This is a genomic window from Brevibacterium sp. OS20 (assembly GCF_056837565.1).
Genome location: NZ_CM166367.1, coordinates 3,306,821 through 3,331,121, shown reverse-complemented (window position 1 = coordinate 3,331,121; position 24,301 = coordinate 3,306,821). Strand labels below are relative to the sequence as shown.

Genomic DNA, 24,301 nt, shown 5'->3' with positions numbered 1-24,301 from the left:
CCTTATGCTGGAGGTCATGACCGACACCAACCATGACCCGGGCAGCGACGCTCGGACGACGGCCGAGAAGAACGAACGCGACCTCGAAGCCGGGGTCCACACCGACCTCAGGGAGTCGATGACATACGGGTCGTATCTCGACCTCGACCGTCTCCTCGGCGCCCAGCATCCAGTCAGCAGTCCCGAACACCACGATGAGCTGCTCTTCATCATCCAGCACCAGACCACGGAGCTGTGGTTCCGGCTCGTCATCCACGAACTCCTCGACGCCCGGCGACTCATCGCCGCCGATGAGCTGCAGACCGCGCTCAAGCGCATCGCCCGGGTCAAACACATCCAGAAGACCCTGACCGAGCAGTGGTCTGTCCTCGCCACTCTGACGCCGAGCGAATATGTCGGGTTCCGCGACCAGCTCGGCCGTGCCTCCGGTTTCCAGTCCTGGCAGTACCGGGCCGTGGAGTTCCTGCTCGGCAACAAGAATCGGGCCATGCTCCCGGTCTTCGACGGTGAGCCCGAGGCGCGTGCGGCCCTGGAGCAGTACCTCGAGGAACCGAGCATCTACGACGAGTTCCTCGCCTGCCTGGCCCGGCGCGGTCTTCCGGTGCCGCAGCGGCTCCTCGACCGAGACAAATCGGTCGCCCACACCTTCGACGAAGAACTGTCCGATGTCTTCCGCATCATCTACGAGAACCCGCAGAAGTACTGGCAGGAATACGAGAGCTGCGAAGAGCTCGTCGATCTCGAGGAGAACTTCCAGAACTGGCGCTACCGACACATGCGCACCGTGTTGCGGATCATCGGCATGAAACGCGGAACAGGCGGTTCGAGCGGAGTCGGATTCCTGCAGAAAGCGCTCGATCTCACGTTCTTCCCCGAGCTCTTCGACATCCGCACCGGAATCGAGAACGGCCCCGGAATCAGCCCCGAAGGGATCTGAGAAGCACCTTCAGCCGAGCAGCAGGTTCCTCATCTGTGCGAAGTATGGAGAATCGGGGTCGATGACATCGGCATGGTTCGCACCCGGCAGCTCGGTCAGGGCGGCGGGGAAGACACGGGAGAATTCGACGTTGACGGTGGCATCGGCGTCCCCGTGGATCGAATGCACGTCGACGCGTGCCGGGATGAGGGCGGCCCGAGATCGCGGATCGTGGCGCAGGTAGACGTCCAGATCGTCGTCTGGCCGCACACCCATATAGTCGAGGATTGCCCCATCGCCGAGGTTGTCCTCGACTTCCCGCAGCAGATCGGTCACCGGTGCCAGGGGACGCAGACGGATCCGCGGTCCCTCGTCGGGCAGGTGCGAAGCCCAGGCGAGGACGAGGCAGCCACCGGCCGAATGGCCCGAGACGATGAGATTGCCCTGTGCTCGTTCGCTCACGCCCCAGCGCGGCAGTTCGGCGCACACCGATTCGATGGCCGCGGTGACATCGTCGAGCAGGAGCGGCTGACCGCCGAGGCGTCGATACTCGATGGACGCGACGAGCACTCCCGACTCGGCCAGCGCCCGAGCCAACGGTCGGGCGTGGGACAGATCGGTGCGGGGTCGGAAGTAGCCTCCGTGGACGAAGACTACCGTCGCCGAGGCGGTCGCCGGGTCACCATAGACCTCGACGAACTGCTCGGGGGAGTCCCCGTAGACATGTCGGAAGGACGGAGCCACGTCGGTCCCGGCGGCGGCGAGTTCGGGAATGCGCACGGACTCGACGCTCATCCTTCGGTACCCCGAGGTGCGTTCACCTCACCGGTTCCACCTGTGTGAGTTTCGCCCGAGCCGGTCCGGTCGGCAGCGCCCGCTTCGCCGGCGGCGCCTGTCTCACCGTTCTCCCGGGCGCGGTCGACCTCACGCGAACGTTCGACGAGGTCGCGGACGCGGGTGAGCTCCGCCAGCTTCGGGTCCAGAGTGTCACCTGAGGACTGCCCGCGCAGCCGGCGACCGACCCACGGGGCCAGGTACTCACGGGCCCACCGCGACTCCTCGCTCATCACCTCGCGGATCGCCCGCGTCGGACGAGCGGGAACGCCGAAGCCCTTCACCGGCAGGGAGCGGCCGCTCTCCAGGGTCGCCAGAGCCTGCTCGGCGACGAGATGGTGGCCCTTCGTCGACAGGTGGATGCGGTCGTCGGCCCACATCTCCGCGGCGTAGAGCGAACGCAGCCCCCACAGGTCGACCATATGGCAGCCGTGTCGCTGCGCGATCGACCACAGGTGGGCGTTGTAGATTCCCACTCGTGGACGCACCGCACGGATGAGCGGGGTGCTGAATTCGGTATCGAAGCCATTGCACATGAGCACCTCGATGCCGGCCTCACGCATCGCGATCACGGCGCGTTCGAACTTCGCGGCCAGGGCATCGATATCGGCCTTCGGACGCAGGCAGTCATTGCCGCCGGCGCACAGGCTCACGAGATCCGGCTTCATCTCGAGCACCTGCGGCACCTGGTCATCGACGATGCGGTCGAGCAGCCGCCCCCGGATGGCCAGATTGGCATAGGAGAGGTCCGGGCTGCCTACCGACGACTCGGTGAGCATGAGCGCGAGCCGGTCGGTCCAGCCGCGGTACCGATCCTCGACCCGCGGGTCGGGATCCATCAGACCCTCACTGAACGAGTCTCCGATTGCGACGTATGAGGTGATCGGCTCAAGCATCAGGGATCCTTCTCTCTTCGGGCGATTCATCCAGACTATACGCCGGACCCGACGCGGGGACCCGTCCGCCCCAGAACTACCTGACGGCGGCCCAGCAACCTCGCGCGAGGTTGCTGGGCCGCCGTCAGGTAGCAATTGGGAGGGGAAGGGGGCGGGAACTCGCCTTGGCGGAGGCCGTGCGCAAACGCGGCGAACGGCCCCGAGGTCACCCAGCCGAAACATCGAGTGGCGTAGACTCGACACCGCAGCCCGACGTCGTCGCCGACCCCCTCGCTAGGAGCAGAATGTATCGGTCAGTCCCGGTCCCAGCAGCCACAGATTTCGTCATCACGAACGCGCGGATCGTGCCCGTGGCCGATGCGTCCGGGAACCGCGCCGAGGCGATCGAATCCGGCACGCTGACGGTCAGGGACGGCCGCATCACCGAGGTGGCCCCCGGCTCCGTCGACACCTCCTCCCTCCCAGCGGACACCGAGGTCATCGATGCCGGTGGACGCTGGGTCCTGCCCGGTTTCATCGAAGCCCACGGCCACCTCGGTGTCCATGAGGACGGTGAAGGCTGGTCCGGAGACGATACGAACGAGATGACCGATCCCAACGGGGCGGGCCTGCGCGCGCTCGACAGCATCGACCCCACCGATCTCGGATTCAAGGATGCCCTGCGTGGGGGTGTCACCTCGGCGCTCATCAAACCCGGTTCCGGCAATCCCATCGGCGGTCGCACCGCTTTCCTCAAGACCTGGGGTCGGATCGTCGACGAGATGCTCGTGACGCAGGATCTGTCCGTGAAGTCCGCACTCGGCGAGAACCCGAAACGCGTATACGGAGAGAAGAAGGTCACCCCATCGACGAGGATGGGCACCGTCAAGATCATCCGCGACGCCTTCGTCGAAGCGCGGAACTACCAGGCCAAACGTGCGCAAGCCGAAGCCGACGGCACCCCGTTCGACCGCGACCTGGTCAAGGAGACTCTGGCCGACGTCCTCGACGGCAAGCTCGCATGGGACCAGCACTGCCACCGCGCCGACGATATCGCCACCGCCATCCGCCTGTCCGAGGAATTCGGCTACCGCCTCGTCATCAACCACGGGACCGAAGGCCACAAGATCGCCGACTTCATCGCGGCCAAGGGCATCGACGTCATCCTCGGCCCCCTGATGACCTCCCGGTCGAAGGTCGAACTGCGCGACCGCACCCTGGCCACCGCGGCCTCCCTCGCCGAGGCGGGAGTGCGCATCGCGCTGACCACCGACCATCCGGTCATCCCGATCAACTTCCTCATCCACGAAGCCTCCCTGGCCGTGAAGGAAGGACTCGACCCGACCGTCGCGATCGAAGCGCTGACGATCAACCCGGCCGCGATCTTCGGCCTCGACGACCGCCTCGGTTCCCTGGCGGTGGGCCGCGACGCCGATATCGTCATCTGGTCCGGCGATCCGCTCGATCTGAACTCCCGCGCCGAGACCGCCTTCGTCTCCGGCCGTCGCGTCTTCGACTACGACGCCGCCTCAGGAACCGCGCACATCGCCGACCCACTCGGCCCGACACTCATCAGCGAGCCGTGAGCGACAGAGAACTCGAAGACGCCACCACCACCGAGGTTCGGGTCGAGGATCCGACCGAGCCGGGCCCTGTCCGGGGTTCGTCCCCGGCCCCGGCCTCCGGCGGCAATCCGGAGGCCGGATCCCAGGCTCTGCGCGAACTGCTCGAACGCACCCGCCTGCAGCGACTTGCCGAACTGAGGGACTCCTCACCGGAACCTCAGCCTGAAGATCTCGCCAAGGCCGCCGCGGCGAAGGCGGCGAAGGCCGAACGCGGCGGCGGGCGGTCGAAATCCCGCACCGACCACCTCGGTGCGTCTCAGCGCATCGCCCAGAAGGTCGCCCGGCGCACCGTCGGCAAACTCGTCTCCGGTACGACGGAGAACACGCAGCCGGTCCCGATCGTCACCGCGCTCAAGGGCACCCCGTACCAGGCGCCCGTCCAGGCGAACGAGCCGAGCGAAGACGAAGCCCGGATGATCCTCGACCTCGCCGCCGATATCGCGGCGATGATGATGCGCGCCGGTGCCGGCACCAGCGATGTCGAGGTCTCCGTCATCGCCGCGTGCACCGCGTGCGGTCTGGCCACCGTCGAGGTCGATCTGACCTCGAACACGCTCGTCGTGCACTATTCGACTTCGGACGGACGTCTGCTGACGGTGATGCGGGTCAACCGCGGTGAGTCCACGCATTTCGCGAAGCTCGCCTCTGTGCACAAGCTCGTCACCGACCTCGTCGACGGGCGTTTGGAATTCCATGAGGCACGCAGTCGTCTCGACGCGATACGCACGCAGCGGCGACCGTTCCCCGAATGGTTCACCACTGGTGCCTGGGGCTTCATGGTCGGTGCCCTCGTCCTGCTGCTCGGGGGAGGCCCGATCGCGATTCCCCTGGGTATCATCATGGCGATCGTCGTGTTCCAGTTCGGCAAGCTGCTCGGACGCACCCACCTGCCGTCGTTCTTCATCACGGCGCTGCAGGCCGCCTCGGCGACGCTCATCGCCACCATCGCCGGCGATGTGGGCATCATCGCCTCACCGCAGTACCTCGTGGCCGCCGGAATCGTTCTGCTGCTGCCGACGCAGTCGCTGTACTCGGCGGTTCAGGATGCGCTGACGAACTTCCCGCTGACCGCGGCCGGGCGGGTGGTCGGGGTATTCATGACTCTGGCCGGCATCGTCTCCGGCATCGCCCTGGGAATCGTGTGCGGTCAGGCCATCGGGCTCAGCCACATCGAGGTGCTCGTGCCGAAGACGAGTCCGCATGTGGTCACGGCGATCCTGTCGATGGTCGCGGCGGCCGTGGTGGCGATGTCCGGTGCGGTGGCCATGTCGGCCAGGCGCCGATTCATCCTGCCGGCGGCGCTCGTCGGCCTCGCTTCGCACATCACGATGATGTCGCTGACGCTGTTGGACATCGACAATGTGCTTGCCAGTCTGCTGGCGGCCACCGTCACCGGTTTCTTGTCGCGGCCGCTGGCGCTGCGGCTGGGAGCGCCGGCGATCGTGCTGATGATTCCCGGCATCTACACCCTGCTGCAGGGGCTGTCGATCTTCACCGCTGTCTATCAGATCGCGTCGGAATCGGAGAACGTCTCCTTCGCTGTGGGTCTGTCCTCGCTGTTCACCGCGATCCTGGCGAATGCTGCGCTCGCTGTCGGCGCTGTGCTCGGCAGCTATCTGGCGCTGCCGTTGAAGAACCTCAAGAGTCAGAGCTCGGCTGAGGAGAAGGTCGAAGAGGTGCGCAGCGGCGAGACGTCGACCTCTGTCATCGACTCGGTGCAGCCCGGTGGCGCGAAGACCCAGTCGAGTGGGACCGGAGGACCGAAGGCTCAGTCGAGTGGGGCCGGGGTAGAGAAGGCTCAATCGGGCGAGACCGGAGAAGCGGACGCCTCGGACGAGGCCGATACCGGTCCGATTCAGATCTGATCCGGGCTCAGATCGGTCCCGGACTCAGACCTGATCCGGGCCAAGCACTGATTCGGGCTCACCCTTGATCCGGGCTCAGGCCCGATCTGGCAGGGCCTGAGCCGAGTTCAGACCTGATCCGGCAGGGCCCAGTCGATCGGGTCGATGCCCTTCTGTGCGAGCAATTCATTCGTGCGCGAGAACGGTCGGGAGCCGAAGAATCCCCGCCGTGCCGACAGAGGTGAGGGATGCGCGGATTCGATGATGGCCACCTCGGCGGTTCCTGATGTCAGCAGGGGAGCGAGGTTCCGGGCGTCGCGGCCCCAGAGGATCGCGACAAGCGGCTGATCGCGTTCGATCAGCGCGGTGATTGCCCGTTCCGTGATCTCCTCCCAGCCTTTGCCGCGGTGGGAGGCGGGTTCGCCGGGGGAGACGGTGAGGGCGCGGTTGAGCAGCATGACTCCCTGGCGTGACCAGGCGCGCAGGTCCCCGTGCGCGGCCGGCGGAATCCCGAGGTCGGACTCGAGTTCCTTGTAGATGTTGCCCAGCGACCGCGGCAGGGGACGGACATCGGGGTCGACGGCGAATGACAGGCCGATGGCGTGGCCGGGCGTCGGATAGGGGTCCTGGCCGACGATGAGGACCTTGACCTCGGACAGCGGTTCGGCGAAGGCGCGGAAGACGAAGTCCCCGGAGGGCAGGTAGGCGCGACCGGCGGCGATCTCGTCGCGGAGGAAGTCGCCCATCGAGTGGATGCGCTCTTCCACTCCGGTCAGGGCGTTCGCCCAATCGGGGGACATGATCTCTGTCAGCGGGGGCGTCGACGTCATGGGCACGAGTGTAGCGATGCTCGGCGGACGAGATCGCGTTGAGGCTATGGGCAGAGCGATCCGGCAGTTGCACTTCTTGGTTTATAGGTTATAACCTATAGCGAATAGCAGTGATGCGGATCATCTAGTCGGATGAGTTCCGGTCGACTGTTCTCACGAGCGAGGCGAAGGGGCCGCTGTTCATGGTTCTGGCGGAACCGGGCATGCCCTCAGCCGGCTCACGAAGCACGACGTACCGCCCGAAAGGACAGCCCAGTGCCATTCAATCCCGAACGATCGCGTCCGTGGCCGAAGAGGATCATCATGATCGTCCTCGCCGTGGCCGGAGCCGTCATCATCGCCCTCGCCACCGTGAATGCCTCGGCCAGCGGAGCCGGGCATGACGCGACCAGCAAACTCAACCTCATCGCCCCGGCCGACGCCGGCGGAGGATGGGACGGGGCAGCTCGAGAAGCCCAACAGGCGATGCGATCTGCCGGCATAGTGAACAATGCCCAGGTGGTCAATATCCCGGGTGCGGGAGGAACCATCGGGCTCAATCAGCTCGCCGGCATGCGGGGTGAGAACACGACACTTATGGTCATGGGCATCACCATGCTCGGTGCCATCAACATCAACGGCTCATCGACCGACCTTGACGACGTCACCCCGATTGCGCGACTGACGGAGGACTACGACGTCCTCGTCGTTCCTGCCGACGCTCCCTATGATTCCGTCGACGATCTCCTCGCGGAGTGGAAGAAGAACCCTCGTGAGTTCGCGGTCGGCGGCGGATCTCTGGGCGGACTCGACCAGATGATCGCAGCCCAGCTGGCCGGAGACGGAGGCATCGATCCCACGGACGTCAACTACATCGCCTATTCCGGCGGTGCAGAACTGGCAACGTCCCTGCTGTCGGGAACCATCAAAGCCTCCGTCAGCGGCTACGCGGACTTCGAAGCCCAGATCGAATCGGGCAGCCTCAAAGCCCTCGCGGTCTCCGCGCCACAGCCCGTGCCATCCATCGATCTGCCCACCCTCAAGCAGGAGGGGTACGACATCGAACTGACGAACTGGCGTGGTGTCTTCGCGCCTCCCGGACTCAGTGCCGACGACGAAGAGAAGCTCGGGCAGATCGTCGAAGAGACCGTATCCACCCCCGAATGGCAGGACGCGATCAAGCGCAACCGATGGGTCGACCGCTACGCCGGCCAGGACGAGTTCGCCGAATACGTCGACTCCGAGACAGAAGCGGTCAACGAGATCTGGGCCGACCTCGGGTACTGACTCCCGGCGCTCGGACCTCGCGCAACAACCTCGGTGCCTCCAACCACTTGCACACGCCCCATACCGCCATCGCGCGGCACAGCGAAAAGAGAAACACAATGACAATCCTTGTCGGATACACGAGCACCTCTGAGGGCGAAGCCGCCCTCCGCCACGGCCGAGATATCGCCGAATGGAAGCAGGCGCCGCTGAACGTCTTCGTGCTCGACGATGTTCGCAGCGACGACGATGCAGTCCTCGCCGAAGCGGCGTCCGCCGGTGCCATCGTGCTGGAGCGCGACAGCCGCGACCACCACATGGCCTCCGAATTGCTCGACATGGCCGCTGAGATCGATGCGGAGTTCATCGTCATCGGCATCCGCTCGCGTTCGCGGGTCGGCAAATTCCTCCTGGGTTCGGACGCGCAGACGATCATCCTCGGGGCGAGGATTCCCGTGCTGACCGTGAAGGGAGACGACGATGACGATCGCTGAGACGCAGACGCACGGCGAGTCCACAGTGCGCGGCCGTTTGACTGGCCGCAGTGAGCTCACCGTCGCCGTGCTGCTGTTCGCCGTCGCCGGCTATCTGACATACGGGATCGTCACCATGGATGTTCCCGAAGGCGCCATGGCTCCCGGGCCGCGCTTCTTCCCGATCATCATCGCCATTGCGATCGCAGTGCTCGGTGTCCTCCTCTCCATCGGGGTGTTCCGTGCGCCGCCGGAAGCCCGCTCGGCCGACTACCGCTTCCACTCCGATTGGCGGTCGCTCGGACTTGTCATCGGCGGTTTCCTCGCTTTCGCGCTCCTGTTGATCCCCGTGGGCTGGATCCTTTCCGCAGCGCTGCTCTTCTGGGTGGTCGCCCATGCACTCGGCAGCCGTCGCAGGCTGCTCGACATCGGAATCTCGTTGGTCTTCTCATCGGCCATCCAACTCGCATTCAGCGCCGGTCTCGGTCTGACTCTGCCCGGCGGCATCTTCGAAGGGATCTACAGCTGATGGACTCACTCAACCTGCTCTTCGAGGGCTTCGGCCAGGCGGTGACGCCGATGAACCTGCTCTGGGTCTTCGTCGGAGCCTTCCTCGGAACGGCCGTCGGCGTTCTCCCCGGAATGGGCTCATCGATGGCCGTGGCGCTGCTCATGCCAGTCACCTTCAGCCTCGACCCTGCCGGTGCATTCATCATGTTCGCCGGAGTCTACTTCGGCGGACTCTTCGGCGACTCGACCATGGGCATCCTCATGAACACTCCGGGCGGGTCGACGGCGATCGCCACCTCTTTCGAGGGGCACAGGATGGCGAAGCTCGGCCGTGCTCCCCAGGCGCTGGCGACTGCTGCCATCGGTGCGTTCATCGGCGGTCTCCTGGCAACGATGATCGTCGTGTTCTTCGCTCCGAAGCTAGCCGAAATCGCGGTTATGTTCGGCCCCGCGGAATACCTTGCGCTCGCCGTATTCGCTTTCGTCGCCACCGCCTCGGTGGTCTCCGACTCCGCTGTGAAAGGGCTGTCGTCGCTGGCTATCGGCCTCGCTCTCGCCGTCGTCGGCATCGACGGAATCTCCGGTGCCTCCCGCTTCACCGGCGGTGCGCCTCAGCTGCTCGACGGAATCTCCATCATCGTCATCACGGTCGGCATCCTCGCTCTCGGCGAGGTCCTGCACGTCGCCTCCCGAATCCATCGGGACGAGAAGCTCACCGCTGTCGAGGTCTCGGGACGGCCTTTCCTCTCCCTTGCTGAATTCAAGGAGGCGCTGCCTGCGTGGCTGCGCGGCACCGCCTTCGGTGTTCCGTTCGGAGTCATCCCCGTCGGTGGTGCCGAGGTTCCGACCTTCATGGCCTACGGCACGGAGCGCCAGCTCGACCGTCGTCGCCGTCGTCCGCAGTTCGGCAAGGGCGCGATTCGCGGAGTTGCGGGTCCGGAGGCCGCGAGCAATGCGACCTCGGGCACGGCCATGGGTGCGCTGCTGTCATTGGGGCTGCCCACCTCGGCGACGGCGGCGATCATGCTTGCGGCTTTCCAGCAGTACGGTCTGCAGCCCGGACCGATGCTGTTCGAGCGCAACTCCGACCTGGTGTGGACGCTCATCGCCAGCCTTTTCATCGGACTCATCGTTCTGCTCATCCTCAATCTGCCCTTCGCGCCGCTGTGGGCCAAGCTCATGCTCATTCCCAAGCCGTACCTCTACGCGGGGATCACGGTCTTCTGCGGGCTCGGCATCTACGCGACCAGCTCATCGATCGCCGATCTGCTGATCGTCCTCGCCGTCGGCATCGTCGGGTTCATCATGCGACGCTACGGAATTCCGCTCGCACCGATCATGATCGGCGTCGTCCTCGGCCCGTTGGCCGAGACGAGCCTGCGCAATGCCATGATGTCCGGTGGAGGTCACGTCTCGGTGCTCGTGTCGGGTCCCGTGACCTGGTCGCTCTACGGAATCCTTCTCGTCGTCATCGTCATCACCGTGTGGAAGCGTCTCGGCTCCCGCGCCAGGCGCGACGTGTGACATCGGTGCGGAGGCTCGGCGCTCACCTAAGTCTGACGGTCGACGGCGGCGCGGGCTCCGGAGATCGGCCGCCGAGGGCGGCAGAACGTCCGAATAAGCTATAGGCTGGAATGGAACCGGACCGGCCGAATGAATGGACAGTGAGTGATGACCCTAGTCGGTCGACCAGCGCCAGCGTTCCACAGCAAGAGCGATATCGCTTACACCGAGGTGCGCGAGCGCATTCTCACCGGCGACCTGCGTCCGGACAGCGTCATCTCACAGGCGAAGCTGGCCACCGAGCTGGGATTGAGCACGACTCCTCTGCGGGAGGCCCTGCGCCGCTTGGCCGCAGAAGGTCTGGTCGTTCTCGGCTCACACCGTGACGCGCGGGTCGTGCCTGTGGATTCGGAAGGTGCGCGCAGCCTCTATGAGGTGCGGTCGGCGCTCGACCCGAGGGCCTGTGCCTTGGCCGCCGCGCGCCGCACCGATGCGGACATCGAGGCGATCGATGCGGCGCTCTCGGAGCTCGAGCCGCTGACCGGCCAGGGGTCCCAGTCCGCCCTCGATGCTCACAGGCGATTCCACCGGTCGATCTACGACGCCTCACGCAACCCGGTCCTCATCGACTTCCTCGAGAGCCTCTGGGACCGCACGGATCTCTATCGACTCGAGACCCTGCGCTCATGGACGCCCGATGATGAAGGGCGGGCACGCGTCCACTCCGAACACAAGGGACTGCGAGATGCGGTGGCAGCCGGAGACCCGGTTCTCGCCGAGACCCGGGCGGCCGCCCATATCACCGGCAGCCTCGGGCGCCGAGCCATCGGCCTGCTGGCCACCGACTCCTCATCGCCGGCATCGGTCGACGACGAAGCCTGAAGCAGGTGGCCGCCTGCCTGCCCTTGCCCGACTGCTGATCGTTCGGTCGCGCTTTCGCCTGAACGGCCCGAACGCCTTAGGCGCGGCACCGTAGATCGACGACGCGGCTGACCTCCGCGGTCCCTTTCCCTCTCCATGCGTTTGTCCTGCCGTGGATTTCGTTGTAGATTACAGGTTATAACCTATAATCAACGAAGAAATGTGGGACAGATGCGAGTCGAAAATGCTGAGTCGGGTCCGAACGAAAGGTTCCGGGACACCATCTCGACCGCGTACGGCCCGACAGAGATCTGGCGCATCGACGGTATCTCCGGTATCGACGAACTCGGTTTCAGCCAGCGCGTAATACTCGAGAACCTGATTCGCCACCTCGACGGCGAGGTCGTGACCGAACGTGACATCGAAGCAGTCGTCCGTCAGGAGACGGGGGACCATGACATCGCGTTCCACCCCTCCCGGGTATTCCTCCACGACACCAACGGGGTCCCCGTACTCACCGACCTAGCCGCCCTGCGCGAGGCCGCCGTGGCGGCAGGCGGCCCCGCCTCGGCTGTCGATGTGGGCGTTCCCTCCCACCTCACCGTCGACCACTCGGTCGTCACCGACTTCTTCGGCCGCCCAGATGCGCCGGCCCTCAACGTCCGGCGCGAGTATGAGCGCAACGCGGAGCGCTACCGATTCCTCAAATGGGGCAAGCAGGCGTTCACCGGTCTCGAGGTGATTCCTCCGGGCGCCGGGATCATGCACCAGATCAATGTCGAATACCTCTCGCAGGTCATCCATTTCGACCGTGGACGCGCCTACCCCGACACCGTTGCCGGAACCGACTCCCATACGACGATGGTCAACGGCATGTCGCTGCTGGCCTGGGGTGTGGGCGGAATCGAGGCCGAAGCCGCGATGCTGGGGCTGCCGATCACGATGCTGCTGCCGCCGGTGACCGGAGTCCGGCTCGTCGGCGAACTGCCGGCGGGAGTGACTGCCACCGACCTCGTCCTCACCGTGACCGAGCGCATGCGAGCGCTCGGCGTCGTCGGCAATATCGTGGAATTCCACGGCCCAGCCGTTGCTGCAATGCCGGTCCCTACGCGGTGCACGATCGCCAACATGAGCCCCGAGTTCGGGTCCACCTCGGCGATGTTCCCGATCGACGAGCGCACGCTGGAGTTCCTCGCCGACTCGGGACGTTCGGGACGGCACGTCGACTTCGTCGAACAGTACGCGAAGGAACAGGGGCTGTGGCACGATCCGCACCGGACGATTCGGTTCGACCGCGACGTCACCATCGACCTCAGCGAGATCACCGCCAGTGTCGCCGGTCCCCGTCGTCCGCAGGACCGGATCGAACTGAGCGGCGTCCCAAGAGTCACGGATGACTTTCTCGCCGCCCGGCTGACCGAACGAGCCGAGGCCGGTACCGTTTCGTCGGCGCAGGTCCCGTCCGCTGTGCCGACTGGCGGCGACGAAGGCGAACCGCGCGGAATCCGCGACGGCGACGTGGCCATCGCCTCGATCACCTCGTGCACGAACACCTCGAACCCCATGGTCATGGTCGCTGCCGGACTGCTGGCGCGCAATGCCAGAGACCGCGGCCTGAAACCACGCCCATGGGTGAAGACGAGCCTGGCGCCGGGATCCCGAGTCGTCACTGACTATCTCGACAGAGCCGGACTGCTCGATGCACTGTCTGACATCGGATTCGGACTGGTCGGATACGGGTGCATGACCTGCATCGGAAACTCCGGCGATCTTCTGCCCGAGGCGACGCGCGCGGTCAGGGAAGACGGCCGGATCGTCGCATCCGTGCTTTCGGGCAATCGGAACTTCGACGGCCGCATCAACAACGACGTCGGCATGAACTTCCTCGCCTCACCACCGCTCGTGGTCGCCTATGCGCTGGCCGGATCGACGCACATCGACCTGACGAACGACCCGCTCGGCACCGCCGACGACGGCACCGACGTGTTCTTGGCCGACCTCTGGCCCGCGGACACCGAAATCGAAGCAGTCGTCCGGGACTCGGTCGACCCGGGCACCTACCACGAGGTCTATTCGACGATCTTCGACGGGGACGAGAACTGGCAGATGCTGGAAACGATCCCGGGCGAGATCTTCTCCTGGGGCGAGGAGTCGACGTACATCCGTCGCCCACCATTCCTCGACGCCCCGAACCGCGGCGTCGACGACATCGTCGGAGCTAGAGCACTGGTGGTGGTCGGGGACTCGGTGACCACCGATCACATCTGCCCGGCGGGCCGGATCCCGAGTGTCACCCCGGCCGGTCAGGCCCTGCTTGAGCGCGGAGTCAAGCCTCGCGACCTCAACAGCTACGCCTCACGTCGAGGTAACTGGCAGGTCATGCGGCTGGGCGGGTTCACGAACATGCACCTGTCGAACCGGCTGGTTCCCTACGGCAACGGGGGAAAGACACGAAGCCTGGCCGAAGAGGCGGAGAACGGCACACTCGGACAAGGTGAGGATGCTGAACCGATCATCCGCCCGATTCACGAGGTCGCCGATGCCGCGGCGGATCGCGAAGTGCCGCTCGTCGTCTTCGGGGGCAGAGAATACGGCACCGGGTCGTCCAGGGACTGGGCAGCGAAAGTCACGAGCCTCCTCGGTGTTCGCGCAGTCATCGCAGAATCGTTTGAACGCATCCACCGATCCAATCTCGTCGGCATGGGCGTGCTTCCCCTGCAGTTCGCAGGCGGAGATTCCATCGATTCTCTCGGCCTCGACGGCACGGAGGAATTCACGATCTCCGGACTGGACAGCAACGGTTCGGTCGCCGGCTCGGCTGTTGTGCGAGCGGTGCACCCCGCCTCGGGGCAGACCACGGATTTCACAGTCACCACTCGTGTCGATACCGAGTTGGAGCAGAGGTACTTCCGCGCCGGCGGCATCCTCCCATACGCGTTGCAAGTCTCGCTCGACAGCGCGCCCGACACAGAACAGGCAGATCACCCCCAAAAGGAAGGGACGAAACGAGCATGAACAATCCGAATGAACGGATTCCGGCCACCGTCGAGCTCGGAGACCGGCTGGAACGTGATCTGCGAGCGTGCGAGCTGCAGATGACCGATTTCGGCGGCCGCGAAGCCTTCAGCGGCCCGATCGTCACCTTCCGCTCTCCAGGCGACAACATGCAGCTCAAGAACATCGTCTCGCAGCCAGGCGAGGGGCACGTCATCGTCGTCGACGCCGGGGGAGACCTCACCGGAGCCATGCTCGGCGACAATATGGCCGCGCGGGCAGCGCGCAACGGCTGGTCGGGACTTGTCGTCAACGGAGCCGTTCGGGACCGCCACGCGCTCGGCGACATACCCATCGGCATCCGTGCGTTGGGCCTCAACCCACGGCGATCCCGCAAAGACGGCGAAGGTGAGCAGAACGTCACGGTCGCTTTCGGCGGAGTCGAATTCGGCCCTGGCGAGTTCCTCATCGCCGACGCAGACGGCATCGTCGTTCTCCCGTCCAAACCGGACGAACTCGGCCTGACGGGCTGACGGGGCAGTAGCGCCCGAGCCCGTTCAGCAGCAAAGGACACCCACCGGAGCTTCCCGGGCTGCTCTCAGCACTGCGGAATCCAATTCGCAAGAGCGGTTCCAACCCCTACGACATCGATCAATGTCGATCATCCAATGGAGTCGAAGATGACACACTCACAACAGACAACGCTTGAAAAGCGCGTGATCTCCAAGGTCGGATGGCGCATCGTGCCGTTCGTCTTCATCCTCTACATCGTCAATTACATCGACCGTGCGAACATCGGCTACGCGTCGCTGCAGATGAACTCGGAACTGGCTCTGACCAGTCAGGCCTTCGGATTCGCCGCCGGGCTGTTCTTCATCGGCTATTTCCTTGCCGAAGTCCCCAGCAATGTCTTCCTTGCGAAGTTCGGCGCGAGGAAATGGATTGCGAGGATCCTGCTCACCTGGGGCGTACTTGCCGTTGTGATGGGGTTCGTCCAGAACGACATCCAGCTCTACATCGTCCGTTTCCTCCTCGGTGTGGCTGAAGCCGGATTCTTCCCCGGCATCATCGTCTACCTCGGTGCATGGTTCCCTGCCCGTCATAAGGCGACGATGATCTCGTTCTTCGTCGCTTCGATCCCGGTCTCCTACATCATCTCGTCCCCGCTGAGCACCTGGATCATGTCCAACGTCTCGTGGTTCGACATGAGCGGGTGGCGCTGGATGTTCGTCCTGGAAGGGATACCAGCGGTGCTGCTCGGCTTCGTCTGTCTGTTCTTCCTCATCGACTCTCCGGCCCAGGCGAAATGGCTGACGATCGAAGAGCGCGGATGGCTGCTCGGTGAGCTCCAGGCAGATGCCGACGCGGTGAAGGACTCGACGGTCAAGCTCAGCGTCTGGAAGACGATCATCAATCCCAAGGTCCTCTACCTCAGCGCCATCTACTTCATCTACCAGGTCGGCAGTCTCGGCGTCGGGTACTGGCTGCCGAAGATCATCAGCGGGCTCTCGGACTCGCTGTCGACGATCCAGATCGGACTCATCGGAATGATCCCCTATATCGTCGCCGCGGTCGTCATGGTGGTGTGGTCGCGGAATTCCGACCGCACCGGAGAACGTCAGATGCACTGCTGGCTGCCGCTGGGTGCTTCAGCGATTTCGATGTTCCTCGCCGCCTGGATGCAGTCTCCCGTCCTCGTCATCGCTGCCATCACCCTGGCGCTGACCGGGCTCTACGCTTTCAAGTCACCGTTCTGGGTGGTGCCCAACCGGTTCCTCGACGCGGCGACCGCGGGAACAGCAGTGGCCGTGATCAACTCGATCGGCAACCTCGGCGGATTCGTCGGTCCTTATGCTCAGGGGCTCATCGTCGACGGCACCGGGTCTGCCCGAGCCGGACTGTACTTCTTCGGGATCCTGCTCGTCATCGCCACCGCGATGATGGTGTTCATGAAACTGCCCAAGGTGCAGCGTCAGCCGGCGAAGAATCAGGAAAGCGCCGGTGCCGACGCATGAAAATGAACGACCTGGCATTCGTCGGCACACGCACGACGGAGAAGCGCAATGCACGTGGTCGTGGCATCGAAGTCTTCGACGCCACGCAAGAACCGTGGACTCACATCGAGACGGTCCCCGTCATCAATCCCTCGTTTCTCGCTCTCGACCGAAAGAACTCCGTCCTGCATGCCGTCCACGGAGACATGACCGAGTTGAGCAGCTATGCAGTGAAGGAAGCTTCAGGCGGGGCGGCGGATCCGATTCTGGTTTCACTAGGTCAGCACAGCACCGGGGGCACAAACCCGGCACACATCGTCATCGACCCGAGCGGCGAATGGCTGATCGTGACGAACCATTCCTCGGGAACGGTGGCGAGCTTCCGGATCTTGGAAGACGGCACTCCTACAGACGTCGTCGACGTTCTGGCCTTCACCGGAGAGCCCGGTCCGTTCAGTGACGATCAGGCTGGAGCGAAGCCGCACCAGGCGGTGTTCATCGAACCCGTGGAGTCGGCTGGATTTACCGAAACGACAGCCGTGGCGCCGGACGGCGAGCAGGACCCCTCGCACTTCCTCGTTCCGGACAAAGGACTCGACACTGTCTTCAAATGCAGCATCGACCGCGCCACCGGCCGCATGGAGGTCGTCGATGAGCTCCGGCTGCGGCAGGGGTGCGGGCCACGCCATCTCGTCATCCACCCTCGTATGGACCGGGCCTACGTGCTCGGCGAACTCGGCAGCACCGTCACCGTCGTCACCGGAGCGAGATCCCGAGAGCACGGAGCGATGAAAGCCGTGCAGATTGTGCCTACACTGCCCGACGACGACGTCCGCGACAGTCGCGGGGGAGAGATCGTGCTGGGCCACGCCGGTGCGACTCTGTGGGCGACGAACCGCAGCGGAGCCGGAGACTCCACTCCGGGAGGACCGGAGGAGGACACTGCAGCTCTTTGGGATATCGGTGAGGACGGGCGACTGGCATTGCGGACGCACGTAGGCGCCGGGGGAGTCCGGCCGAGATTTGCGACGGCTCACCCTCTGTATCCGGGCCTCGACGTTGCGCTCGAACGTTCGCACCGGATTGTGCGCATCGAGACCAGCGGCAGCGAATCCGACCGGCCGGAACCGGCGCTGCTGGCCGAGGTGTCGTCTCCGGTCTGCATCGTCTATGGAGCCGAGCCAGCGAGCCGTTCGGCAATCGCCTGAGAGGACTGGGAGAACGGGCGCTCCACTCACGACCGATGAGTGCCGCCTCAGGGAGCGGACGGGGGCGGGAAGACGCCACCGACATCATTGTTTGGTCGATCCGCAGTGGTTTCCTCACCGATATCACCGTGGATCGACCCAACAATCCTCCATTCACCGCGCAGACGCGAGAGGGGCGAGCTTTGCGAACCCCGGCACCGCCTCGGCGACGGTGGACGGTAACCTCGGCGCCACCCCTGCGAGGGCAGTCGACAACCTCCGCACCGCTTCGGGGGAGGTGGACGTTAACCTCCGCACCGCCTCGGCGAGGGTGGGAATCGACCTGCGCGCATGTGCACGGAGCGCAGATCGGGTGTGCGCGATCGCCTACCGAACCGGTGTATTGCCGTTCAGCGCCACGCGTTATGCTCGGCCTAAGGAGTTCATCGTTGAACGAAAGGACCGAAATGTCGGAATTCCCAGAGGCCAAGAACTGGAAGATGCTCATCGGCGGAGAATGGGTCGATGCCGCTGACGGCGACACCACCGATGTCATCACCCCGATCGACCGCAACGTCGTCATCGCCAAGGTGCCCAATGGCAAAGAGGCCGACGCCGACCGTGCCGTCCAGGCCGCACGGAAGGCCTTCCCCGAGTGGGCGGCCCTGCCGTTCAAGGAACGCCAGAAGAAGCTTCTGGCCTGCGCCGATGCGCTCGAAGCCGCCTCGGAGGAACTCGCCCAGCTGACTGCTCTCGACACCGGCAACGCGATCCGCACCCAGGCTCGCCCGGAGACGATCACCCTGGCCGACCTGTTCCGCTACATGGGCGGCGTCGCCGGTGAGGTCAAGGGCAACACCCTGCCCGCCGGAGACAAGCAGCTCCAGTACACCAAGCGTGTGCCGCTGGGCGTCGTCGCCGGCATTCTGCCGTGGAACTCGCCGCTGATGATCGCCGCCTTCAAGACCCCCGCCGCGATCGCCGCCGGCAACACGATCGTCCTCAAATGCGCCGAGGATGCACCGCTGACCATCCTCAAGATGGCCGAGATCATCGCCGACATCCTGCCCGCCGGTGTGCTCAACGTCGTCACCGGCAAGGGCTCGGTCATCGGTGAGGCCCTCAACGTCCACCCCGACGTCGACAAGGTCTCGTTCACCGGATCGACGAGCGTCGGCCGTCACGTCGCCGAGGTGGCCGGTGGCCGTCTCGCGCATTCGTCGATGGAGCTCGGCGGCAAGTCCCCGAACATCATCTTCCCGGATTCGAACGACGACGACACCCTCGAGCAGGTGCTGCTGTCGACCCGCTTCGCCCGCCAGGGCCAGTCGTGCACCATGGGGTCGCGTCTGTTCCTCCACGAGGACATCTACGACGATTTCCTGTCCAAGCTCGTCGACGCGGTGTCGAAGATGAAGGTCGGCGACCCCCGCGATGAGTCCACCGACATCGGCTGCATCATCAACGAGAAGCAGTACGATCAGGTCGCCAGCTACATCGAGATGGGCAAGTCGATGGACGGCGTCGAGATCGCCTACGACGGCTCCGATTCGCTGGAAGTCGGCGAACCCGGCTTCTACCACGCGCCCGTGATCTTCTCGAAGGCGAAGAACGACTGGCAGACCAGCCGTGAAGAGATCTTCGGCCCCGTCCTCTCGGTCATCCCGTGGAAGGACATCGACGAGGTCATCGACATGGCCAACGACTCCGACTTCGGACTCGCGGCCTTCGTCTTCACCAAGGACGTCGACGCGGCCCTGACCATGGCCAACCGGATCGAATCCGGCTGGGTCCAGGTCAACCAGGGCGGCGGCCAGCTGGCCGGCCAGTCTTACGGCGGCATGAAGACCTCCGGCTTCGGCCGCGAGGCCTCGCTCGAGGGCATGCTCGAAGGCTTCACCCAGATCAAGCAGGTCAACATCCGTATCCGCTGATCCGATCCCGCTGAGGCGGCCCTGCTCTTGCGGTCGAATGTGGGGTCGATCCGATCCTCGTGATCGGGTCACCCGGTTCGCCGAGGCGGCCCCGCCTCGGCGCAGGTCGTTCCCTTCACCCCGTCGACACGGTCACCGATCCGGTGCCGTGCGGCGGGGTGATGCAGTTGCGGGCGCAGCAGCCGCCGGGCATGTGCGAGTTGCCGTCCCACGAGCCGTGCCCCGGTCGCGATCGACCTCACAGCCTCGGCGGCGCGCCGGAAATTTCGGTACCGCCGATCCGGCGATAGGATAGAAGCACAGACACCTCTCGAAGGAGCACAACCTCTATGCCGCCGAACGACGACACCTCAGAATTGAGCGAGCTCGAGGTGGCCGTTTTGGAGTTCGAGCGGCGGTGGTGGAAATACGGAGGCGCCAAGGACCACGCGATCCGTGAGCGCTTCGACATGTCAGCCACCAGCTACTTCCAGATCCTCAACTCGCTTCTCGACAATCCTGCAGCTCTGGCCAGCGACCCCATGCTGGTCAAGCGCCTTCGCCGTATCCGCAGCACGCGGCAGAGCGAACGCGCCCAAGCCCGCGTCTCGAGGTAGACATGACCGACGAATTCGACGAGATCGAGCCCGGCCGGCGCAGCGGTGCCCATCGACAGGAGTCCGCGGCGTCGTCGAACATCGGTGCCATCTCGCTGGTCATCATCCTCGCCCTGGTCGCTGTCCTGCTGGTCGTGGCCGCCATCAACATCATCTTCTCCTCGATGGGCAACCCCGAGTCGAAGATCGCCGACCCTCCGGCCTCCGAATCGGCGTCGGCCGAACCCTCACCGAGTGAGAGCGAAGTCAGCGTCGCGGACGATTCGATCACCGTCGACGTGCTCAACGGCTCCGGCGTCTCCGGTGCAGCGAAGAAGTTCTCCGAGGCTGTCGAAGAGAAGGGCTGGAAGCTCGGGCAGGTCGGCAACTACTCGACGAACCTCTCTGATTCGACCGTGTACTACAACGGCGAGGAGAACGCGTCCCAGGCCAAACTCGTCGCCAAGTCGCTGGGAGTCTCCGCCACCGAGGCCTCGTCCGACTTCGAAGCCGACATCACGGTCGTCATCTGTTCGGACATCGCCGATCGCGGACCCGAACCCAGTGGAGGCGGGGACTCGGAGTGATCCGAAGCGATTCGGCGGCGCGGCAGCGCGACTGAGTCGGCGCGATCGGTTCGGCCTCGGCCGCCTCGGCGATGAGGCCATGAGGCCATGAGGCTGAGGGACTCCTTGGTTGCGGTCGGGTCATGGGACGGTGGGCCGCCTCGGCGAATTCCTGACCGAATGGTCTGATTCCATTCGCCGCGATCCCCGCTGTGAACAGGGCAGAAACCCTTAGGTAACGAATCTATAACAGTGTTGAACCGCTCTAGGTGGGATGCGCGCCTGCGGTAGAGTTGCAACAGCTAGGCAAGCACAGCACCTTGTGTTCTATTCGTGCTTCACCGAGATTATTCTCTAGAGGTCAATGAGAGAAGTCGCGGGGTCAGTTGAGTTTTACTAGCTTCCGTATCTCGGGTGGGGTCATCTGATCGCGGCTGCGATGCGGGATTTCAATGGCACTGCACTGTATGGAGAAGTAATGGCACAAGGTACCGTCAAGTGGTTCAACGCTGAAAAGGGCTATGGATTCATCACCCTTGAAGGCGACAACCAGGACGTGTTCGTTCACTGGAGCGCAATCCAGATGGACGGCTACCGCTCTCTCGAAGAGGGCCAGCAGGTTCAGTTCGAAGTTGGAGAAGGACAAAAGGGTCCTCAGGCGGAGTCCGTCACCCTCCTCTGAGACTGGCTGCTGTCAGCACAGTTTTCTGATCCGCTGCGGCGGGGAGTCGGAACGGCCTTCGGGCCGACCGGCACCAATCGCACGGGGGAAGCGCCGAGCAGGCAACTGCTCGGCGCTTTTCAGTGCCCGCGGGGCGCGGGGGCCGCGTCGGGTGCACCCGTGCGCATGGACTTCGATTCAGCCCAGTGTGAGTTGAGCAGCCCATGTTGAAAACAGGGCTACTCGCCCTAAACTGGGCTGTTCGAAATCGTGGGCAATCGGGCCTGCGCCAAGCGTTTCGCGCTGGGCCGAACTGCCCGCTGCGCCTCCATCGCGCGCCGACAACTCGCGGATCTGAACTGCCCTCGCCCATCTTGGCGGGCGACAAACATTTGCACTCGCATGGGGAGAGTGCTAAATCTAGTACTGGTGAAAACCGATGGGTTCCCACCAGTCGTCTCGAGAGCGTGGTCCATATGTGGAATGGAACATGCGGACACACTCTCTGCCGTCGCGGGCGTTGACGACTGCTCTGGATGCCCACTCCACTCCATCAGGGAGGATCTAAGCCACTATGGCAAAGATGATTGCATTCGACGAAGAAGCTCGTCGAGGACTCGAAGCTGGCCTCAACCAGCTTGCGGACGCGGTCAAGGTGACCCTTGGACCCCGCGGTCGCAATGTCGTGCTCGAAAAGCAGTGGGGCGCACCGACCATCACCAACGATGGCGTCTCCATTGCCAAGGAGATCGAACTCGAGGACCCCTACGAGAAGATCGGCGCCGAGCTCGTCAAGGAAGTCGCCAAGAAGACTGATGACGTCGCAGGCGACGGAACCACCACCGCTACCGTGCTCGCACAGGCTCTCGTCCGCGAAGGCCTGCGCAACGTGGCAGCCGGTGCTGATCCGCTCAGCCTCAAGCGCGGTATCGAGAAGGCCGTTGAGGCCGTCACGAACGTCCTGCTGAACAACGCCATCGACATCGAGACCAAGGAACAGATCGCCGCTACCGCTGGCATCTCCGCCGGAGATCCCGCAATCGGTGAACTGATCGCCGAGGCCATCGACAAGGTCGGCAAGGAAGGCGTCGTCACCGTCGAGGAGTCCAACACCTTCGGACTCGAGCTCGAACTGACCGAGGGTATGCGCTTCGACAAGGGCTACATCTCCGGTTACTTCGTCACCGACACCGATCGCCAGGAAGCTGTCCTTGAGGATCCCTACATCCTCATCGTCAACTCCAAGATCTCGAACGTGAAGGACCTGCTGCCCGTCCTCGAGAAGGTCCAGCAGTCCAACAAGCCGCTGTTCATCATCGCCGAAGACGTCGAGGGCGAAGCCCTGGCTGTCCTGGTGCTGAACAAGCTCAAGGGCACCTTCAAGTCCGTGGCCGTCAAGGCTCCGGGCTTCGGTGACCGTCGCAAGGCTCAGCTCGCCGACATCGCCATCCTCACCGGTGGCCAGGTCGTGTCCGAGGAAGTCGGGCTCAAGCTCGACAGCGTGACCACCGATCTGCTGGGCACCGCCCGCAAGGTCGTCATCACCAAGGACGAGACCACCATCGTCGAGGGTGCCGGAGACGCCGAGGAGATCGCCGGACGGGTCGCTCAGATCCGCGCCGAGATCGAGAACTCGGACTCCGACTACGACCGTGAGAAGCTGCAGGAGCGTCTGGCCAAGCTGGCCGGCGGTGTTGCAGTCATCAAGGCCGGAGCCGCCACCGAGGTTGAGCTCAAGGAAACCAAGCACCGCATCGAAGATGCCGTGCGCAATGCCAAGGCTGCTGTGGAAGAGGGAATCGTCGCCGGTGGCGGCGTCTCGCTCATCCAGGCTGGCAAGGCCGCATTCGCCGACCTCGCACTCGAGGGAGACGAGGCCACCGGTGCCAACATCGTCAAGGTTGCCATCGAAGCCCCGCTGAAGCAGATCGCCACGAACGCCGGCCTCGAAGCCGGTGTGGTTGCCGACAAGGTCGCCAACCTCGAAGCCGGATTCGGTCTCAACGCCGCCACCGGTGAGTACGAGGACCTGCTGGCCGCCGGCATCAACGACCCGGTCAAGGTGACCCGCTCTGCCCTGCAGAACGCCGCCTCGATCGCCGGTCTGTTCCTCACCACCGAGTCGGTCGTCGCCGACAAGCCCGAAAAGGCCGCCGCAGGTGCAGACGCAGCTGCCGGTATGGACGGAATGGGTGGAATGGGCGGCATGGGCTTCTGATAGCCACCGCTTGTTCGATCGGCCGTGCCGGTGCCCGCAAGGGTGCCGGCACGGCCGTTTTCGTGCTCGGACTCTCGGGTCCCGGCCCGACGGTCAGATCGTTCACGCGGAAGTGTCCGCTCGTCGTGCGTCGGCGACCATCATCGCCGAGGCGGCCCGCCGACCCGTTGTGACACCGCTCGGGCCCGCATAGGCTGGGTCCATGACCTTCACCGGAACCGACGCCTGCGGAAACAGTCCGAAGAACGTCTTCGTTGCAACGTTCGAGGAGAATCTCTTCAACGGCGACAGAGAAGCACTCAACGAGGTGATCGCCGACGATTGCGTGCTCCAGGTCGTTCACCCTTCCGACGTCGAAACCCACACGGGCCGGGAAGCCGTCGTCGAAGCGCTGTTGAAGTTGTCCGGCCATTCTCACGAGGTCGGCCACCTCGAAGCAGCGATCACCCACGGCAAAGCCGCGGCCGCGTGGGGATACTGGCAGGCCGAGGCCGACGGCGACGACCTGCGGCACTTCTCGCACACGATGTGGTTCACCACGCACAAAGCACAGGAGTTCGGACAGATCCGGATCTTCCAAGTCTGAAACGGTTCCGGACGTGCCCGGCCTGAGACGGTCCCGGAGGTTCCCGGTCTGAGTAGGAAACGGAGTTTCC

General features: G+C 64.5%; 21 protein-coding genes. 18 read left to right on the top strand and 3 right to left on the bottom strand.

Features of this window, described 5'->3' with window-relative positions:
* Positions 1-16 precede the first annotated feature (16 nt).
* Positions 17-937 carry a tryptophan 2,3-dioxygenase gene (locus ACVZTU_RS14920; RefSeq protein ID WP_482400737.1) on the top strand — a complete coding sequence of 307 codons (921 nt, stop codon included), beginning with the start codon at positions 17-19 and terminating at the stop codon, positions 935-937.
* 9 nt (positions 938-946) lie between these two features.
* Here the strand turns inward: ACVZTU_RS14920 and ACVZTU_RS14915 are convergent, their stop codons facing one another.
* Together ACVZTU_RS14915 and ACVZTU_RS14910 are read right to left on the bottom strand one after the other, a co-directional pair.
* The gene (locus tag ACVZTU_RS14915) at positions 947-1,711 is read right to left on the bottom strand and encodes an alpha/beta hydrolase (RefSeq protein ID WP_482400736.1); all 765 of its coding nucleotides are present in this window, start codon (positions 1,709-1,711) and stop codon (positions 947-949) included.
* Complete coding sequence (locus ACVZTU_RS14910) at positions 1,708-2,646, bottom strand: SGNH/GDSL hydrolase family protein (protein ID WP_482400735.1); 939 nt, start codon at positions 2,644-2,646, stop codon at positions 1,708-1,710. Before ACVZTU_RS14910 ends, ACVZTU_RS14915 begins: the two co-directional genes overlap by 4 nt.
* Before the next feature lie 284 nt (positions 2,647-2,930).
* On the opposite strand from ACVZTU_RS14910, the gene ACVZTU_RS14905 reads away from it, so the two are divergent.
* Both ACVZTU_RS14905 and ACVZTU_RS14900 read left to right on the top strand, forming a co-directional pair.
* On the top strand, positions 2,931-4,211 hold the full coding sequence (locus tag ACVZTU_RS14905) for an amidohydrolase (RefSeq protein WP_482400734.1): 1,281 nt from the start codon (positions 2,931-2,933) through the stop codon (positions 4,209-4,211).
* Complete coding sequence (locus ACVZTU_RS14900; RefSeq protein ID WP_482400733.1) at positions 4,208-6,115, top strand: threonine/serine exporter family protein; 1,908 nt, start codon at positions 4,208-4,210, stop codon at positions 6,113-6,115. Before ACVZTU_RS14905 ends, ACVZTU_RS14900 begins: the two co-directional genes overlap by 4 nt.
* Positions 6,116-6,222: 107 nt before the next feature.
* Here the strand turns inward: ACVZTU_RS14900 and ACVZTU_RS14895 are convergent, their stop codons facing one another.
* A complete protein-coding gene (locus ACVZTU_RS14895) occupies positions 6,223-6,924 on the bottom strand; it encodes a uracil-DNA glycosylase (protein ID WP_181270739.1) in 702 nt (233 codons plus the stop codon).
* A gap of 255 nt (positions 6,925-7,179) precedes the next feature.
* Here ACVZTU_RS14895 and ACVZTU_RS14890 point away from each other — a divergent pair, with 255 nt between their 5' ends.
* From ACVZTU_RS14890 to ACVZTU_RS14820, 15 genes are all read left to right on the top strand, one after another.
* Positions 7,180-8,190: a Bug family tripartite tricarboxylate transporter substrate binding protein gene (locus tag ACVZTU_RS14890; RefSeq protein ID WP_482400732.1), complete on the top strand. Its 1,011-nt coding sequence runs from the start codon at positions 7,180-7,182 to the stop codon at positions 8,188-8,190.
* A gap of 98 nt (positions 8,191-8,288) precedes the next feature.
* Positions 8,289-8,663 carry a universal stress protein gene (locus tag ACVZTU_RS14885; RefSeq protein WP_458311812.1) on the top strand — a complete coding sequence of 125 codons (375 nt, stop codon included), beginning with the start codon at positions 8,289-8,291 and terminating at the stop codon, positions 8,661-8,663.
* The gene (locus ACVZTU_RS14880; protein ID WP_458311813.1) at positions 8,650-9,171 is read left to right on the top strand and encodes a tripartite tricarboxylate transporter TctB family protein; all 522 of its coding nucleotides are present in this window, start codon (positions 8,650-8,652) and stop codon (positions 9,169-9,171) included. Before ACVZTU_RS14885 ends, ACVZTU_RS14880 begins: the two co-directional genes overlap by 14 nt.
* Positions 9,171-10,676: a tripartite tricarboxylate transporter permease gene (locus ACVZTU_RS14875; RefSeq protein WP_458311815.1), complete on the top strand. Its 1,506-nt coding sequence runs from the start codon at positions 9,171-9,173 to the stop codon at positions 10,674-10,676. Before ACVZTU_RS14880 ends, ACVZTU_RS14875 begins: the two co-directional genes overlap by 1 nt.
* A gap of 147 nt (positions 10,677-10,823) precedes the next feature.
* On the top strand, positions 10,824-11,537 hold the full coding sequence (locus tag ACVZTU_RS14870) for a GntR family transcriptional regulator (protein WP_458311817.1): 714 nt from the start codon (positions 10,824-10,826) through the stop codon (positions 11,535-11,537).
* Between the two features lie 210 nt (positions 11,538-11,747).
* Positions 11,748-14,531, top strand: coding sequence for an aconitate hydratase AcnA (gene acnA, locus ACVZTU_RS14865; RefSeq protein WP_482400731.1), 2,784 nt, complete (start codon positions 11,748-11,750; stop codon positions 14,529-14,531).
* On the top strand, positions 14,528-15,043 hold the full coding sequence (gene rraA, locus ACVZTU_RS14860) for a ribonuclease E activity regulator RraA (RefSeq protein ID WP_458311819.1): 516 nt from the start codon (positions 14,528-14,530) through the stop codon (positions 15,041-15,043). The genes acnA and rraA overlap by 4 nt, the downstream gene beginning before the upstream one ends.
* A gap of 147 nt (positions 15,044-15,190) precedes the next feature.
* Positions 15,191-16,525 (top strand): MFS transporter, encoded by a 1,335-nt coding sequence (locus tag ACVZTU_RS14855; RefSeq protein WP_482400730.1) that lies wholly within the window; start codon positions 15,191-15,193, stop codon positions 16,523-16,525.
* On the top strand, positions 16,522-17,712 hold the full coding sequence (locus tag ACVZTU_RS14850) for a lactonase family protein (protein WP_482400729.1): 1,191 nt from the start codon (positions 16,522-16,524) through the stop codon (positions 17,710-17,712). Before ACVZTU_RS14855 ends, ACVZTU_RS14850 begins: the two co-directional genes overlap by 4 nt.
* A gap of 446 nt (positions 17,713-18,158) precedes the next feature.
* The gene (locus tag ACVZTU_RS14845) at positions 18,159-19,625 is read left to right on the top strand and encodes an aldehyde dehydrogenase family protein (RefSeq protein ID WP_139468152.1); all 1,467 of its coding nucleotides are present in this window, start codon (positions 18,159-18,161) and stop codon (positions 19,623-19,625) included.
* Positions 19,626-19,954: 329 nt separating this feature from the next.
* Complete coding sequence (locus tag ACVZTU_RS14840; RefSeq protein ID WP_025780444.1) at positions 19,955-20,221, top strand: DUF3263 domain-containing protein; 267 nt, start codon at positions 19,955-19,957, stop codon at positions 20,219-20,221.
* Between the two features lie 2 nt (positions 20,222-20,223).
* Complete coding sequence (locus ACVZTU_RS14835) at positions 20,224-20,787, top strand: LytR C-terminal domain-containing protein (protein ID WP_172171477.1); 564 nt, start codon at positions 20,224-20,226, stop codon at positions 20,785-20,787.
* 457 nt (positions 20,788-21,244) lie between these two features.
* A complete protein-coding gene (locus ACVZTU_RS14830) occupies positions 21,245-21,448 on the top strand; it encodes a cold-shock protein (RefSeq protein ID WP_025780447.1) in 204 nt (67 codons plus the stop codon).
* A gap of 553 nt (positions 21,449-22,001) precedes the next feature.
* A complete protein-coding gene (gene groL, locus ACVZTU_RS14825; RefSeq protein WP_039208485.1) occupies positions 22,002-23,645 on the top strand; it encodes a chaperonin GroEL in 1,644 nt (547 codons plus the stop codon).
* 202 nt (positions 23,646-23,847) lie between these two features.
* On the top strand, positions 23,848-24,231 hold the full coding sequence (locus ACVZTU_RS14820) for a DUF4440 domain-containing protein (RefSeq protein ID WP_181270736.1): 384 nt from the start codon (positions 23,848-23,850) through the stop codon (positions 24,229-24,231).
* Positions 24,232-24,301 lie beyond the last annotated feature (70 nt).

What these genes read in the sequence shown, in the direction of transcription:
- ACVZTU_RS14920 (WP_482400737.1), top strand. Translation starts at nt 17, where the DNA reads ATGACCGACACCAACCATGACCCGGGCAGCGACGCTCGGACGACGGCC.
- ACVZTU_RS14915 (WP_482400736.1), bottom strand. Translation starts at nt 1,711, where the DNA reads ATGAGCGTCGAGTCCGTGCGCATTCCCGAACTCGCCGCCGCCGGGACC.
- ACVZTU_RS14910 (WP_482400735.1), bottom strand. Translation starts at nt 2,646, where the DNA reads ATGCTTGAGCCGATCACCTCATACGTCGCAATCGGAGACTCGTTCAGT.
- ACVZTU_RS14905 (WP_482400734.1), top strand. Translation starts at nt 2,931, where the DNA reads ATGTATCGGTCAGTCCCGGTCCCAGCAGCCACAGATTTCGTCATCACG.
- ACVZTU_RS14895 (WP_181270739.1), bottom strand. Translation starts at nt 6,924, where the DNA reads ATGACGTCGACGCCCCCGCTGACAGAGATCATGTCCCCCGATTGGGCG.
- ACVZTU_RS14885 (WP_458311812.1), top strand. Translation starts at nt 8,289, where the DNA reads ATGACAATCCTTGTCGGATACACGAGCACCTCTGAGGGCGAAGCCGCC.
- ACVZTU_RS14880 (WP_458311813.1), top strand. Translation starts at nt 8,650, where the DNA reads ATGACGATCGCTGAGACGCAGACGCACGGCGAGTCCACAGTGCGCGGC.
- ACVZTU_RS14875 (WP_458311815.1), top strand. Translation starts at nt 9,171, where the DNA reads ATGGACTCACTCAACCTGCTCTTCGAGGGCTTCGGCCAGGCGGTGACG.
- ACVZTU_RS14870 (WP_458311817.1), top strand. Translation starts at nt 10,824, where the DNA reads ATGACCCTAGTCGGTCGACCAGCGCCAGCGTTCCACAGCAAGAGCGAT.
- acnA (WP_482400731.1), top strand. Translation starts at nt 11,748, where the DNA reads ATGCGAGTCGAAAATGCTGAGTCGGGTCCGAACGAAAGGTTCCGGGAC.
- rraA (WP_458311819.1), top strand. Translation starts at nt 14,528, where the DNA reads ATGAACAATCCGAATGAACGGATTCCGGCCACCGTCGAGCTCGGAGAC.
- ACVZTU_RS14855 (WP_482400730.1), top strand. Translation starts at nt 15,191, where the DNA reads ATGACACACTCACAACAGACAACGCTTGAAAAGCGCGTGATCTCCAAG.
- ACVZTU_RS14850 (WP_482400729.1), top strand. Translation starts at nt 16,522, where the DNA reads ATGAAAATGAACGACCTGGCATTCGTCGGCACACGCACGACGGAGAAG.
- ACVZTU_RS14845 (WP_139468152.1), top strand. Translation starts at nt 18,159, where the DNA reads ATGTCGGAATTCCCAGAGGCCAAGAACTGGAAGATGCTCATCGGCGGA.
- ACVZTU_RS14840 (WP_025780444.1), top strand. Translation starts at nt 19,955, where the DNA reads ATGCCGCCGAACGACGACACCTCAGAATTGAGCGAGCTCGAGGTGGCC.
- ACVZTU_RS14835 (WP_172171477.1), top strand. Translation starts at nt 20,224, where the DNA reads ATGACCGACGAATTCGACGAGATCGAGCCCGGCCGGCGCAGCGGTGCC.
- ACVZTU_RS14830 (WP_025780447.1), top strand. Translation starts at nt 21,245, where the DNA reads ATGGCACAAGGTACCGTCAAGTGGTTCAACGCTGAAAAGGGCTATGGA.
- groL (WP_039208485.1), top strand. Translation starts at nt 22,002, where the DNA reads ATGGCAAAGATGATTGCATTCGACGAAGAAGCTCGTCGAGGACTCGAA.
- ACVZTU_RS14820 (WP_181270736.1), top strand. Translation starts at nt 23,848, where the DNA reads ATGACCTTCACCGGAACCGACGCCTGCGGAAACAGTCCGAAGAACGTC.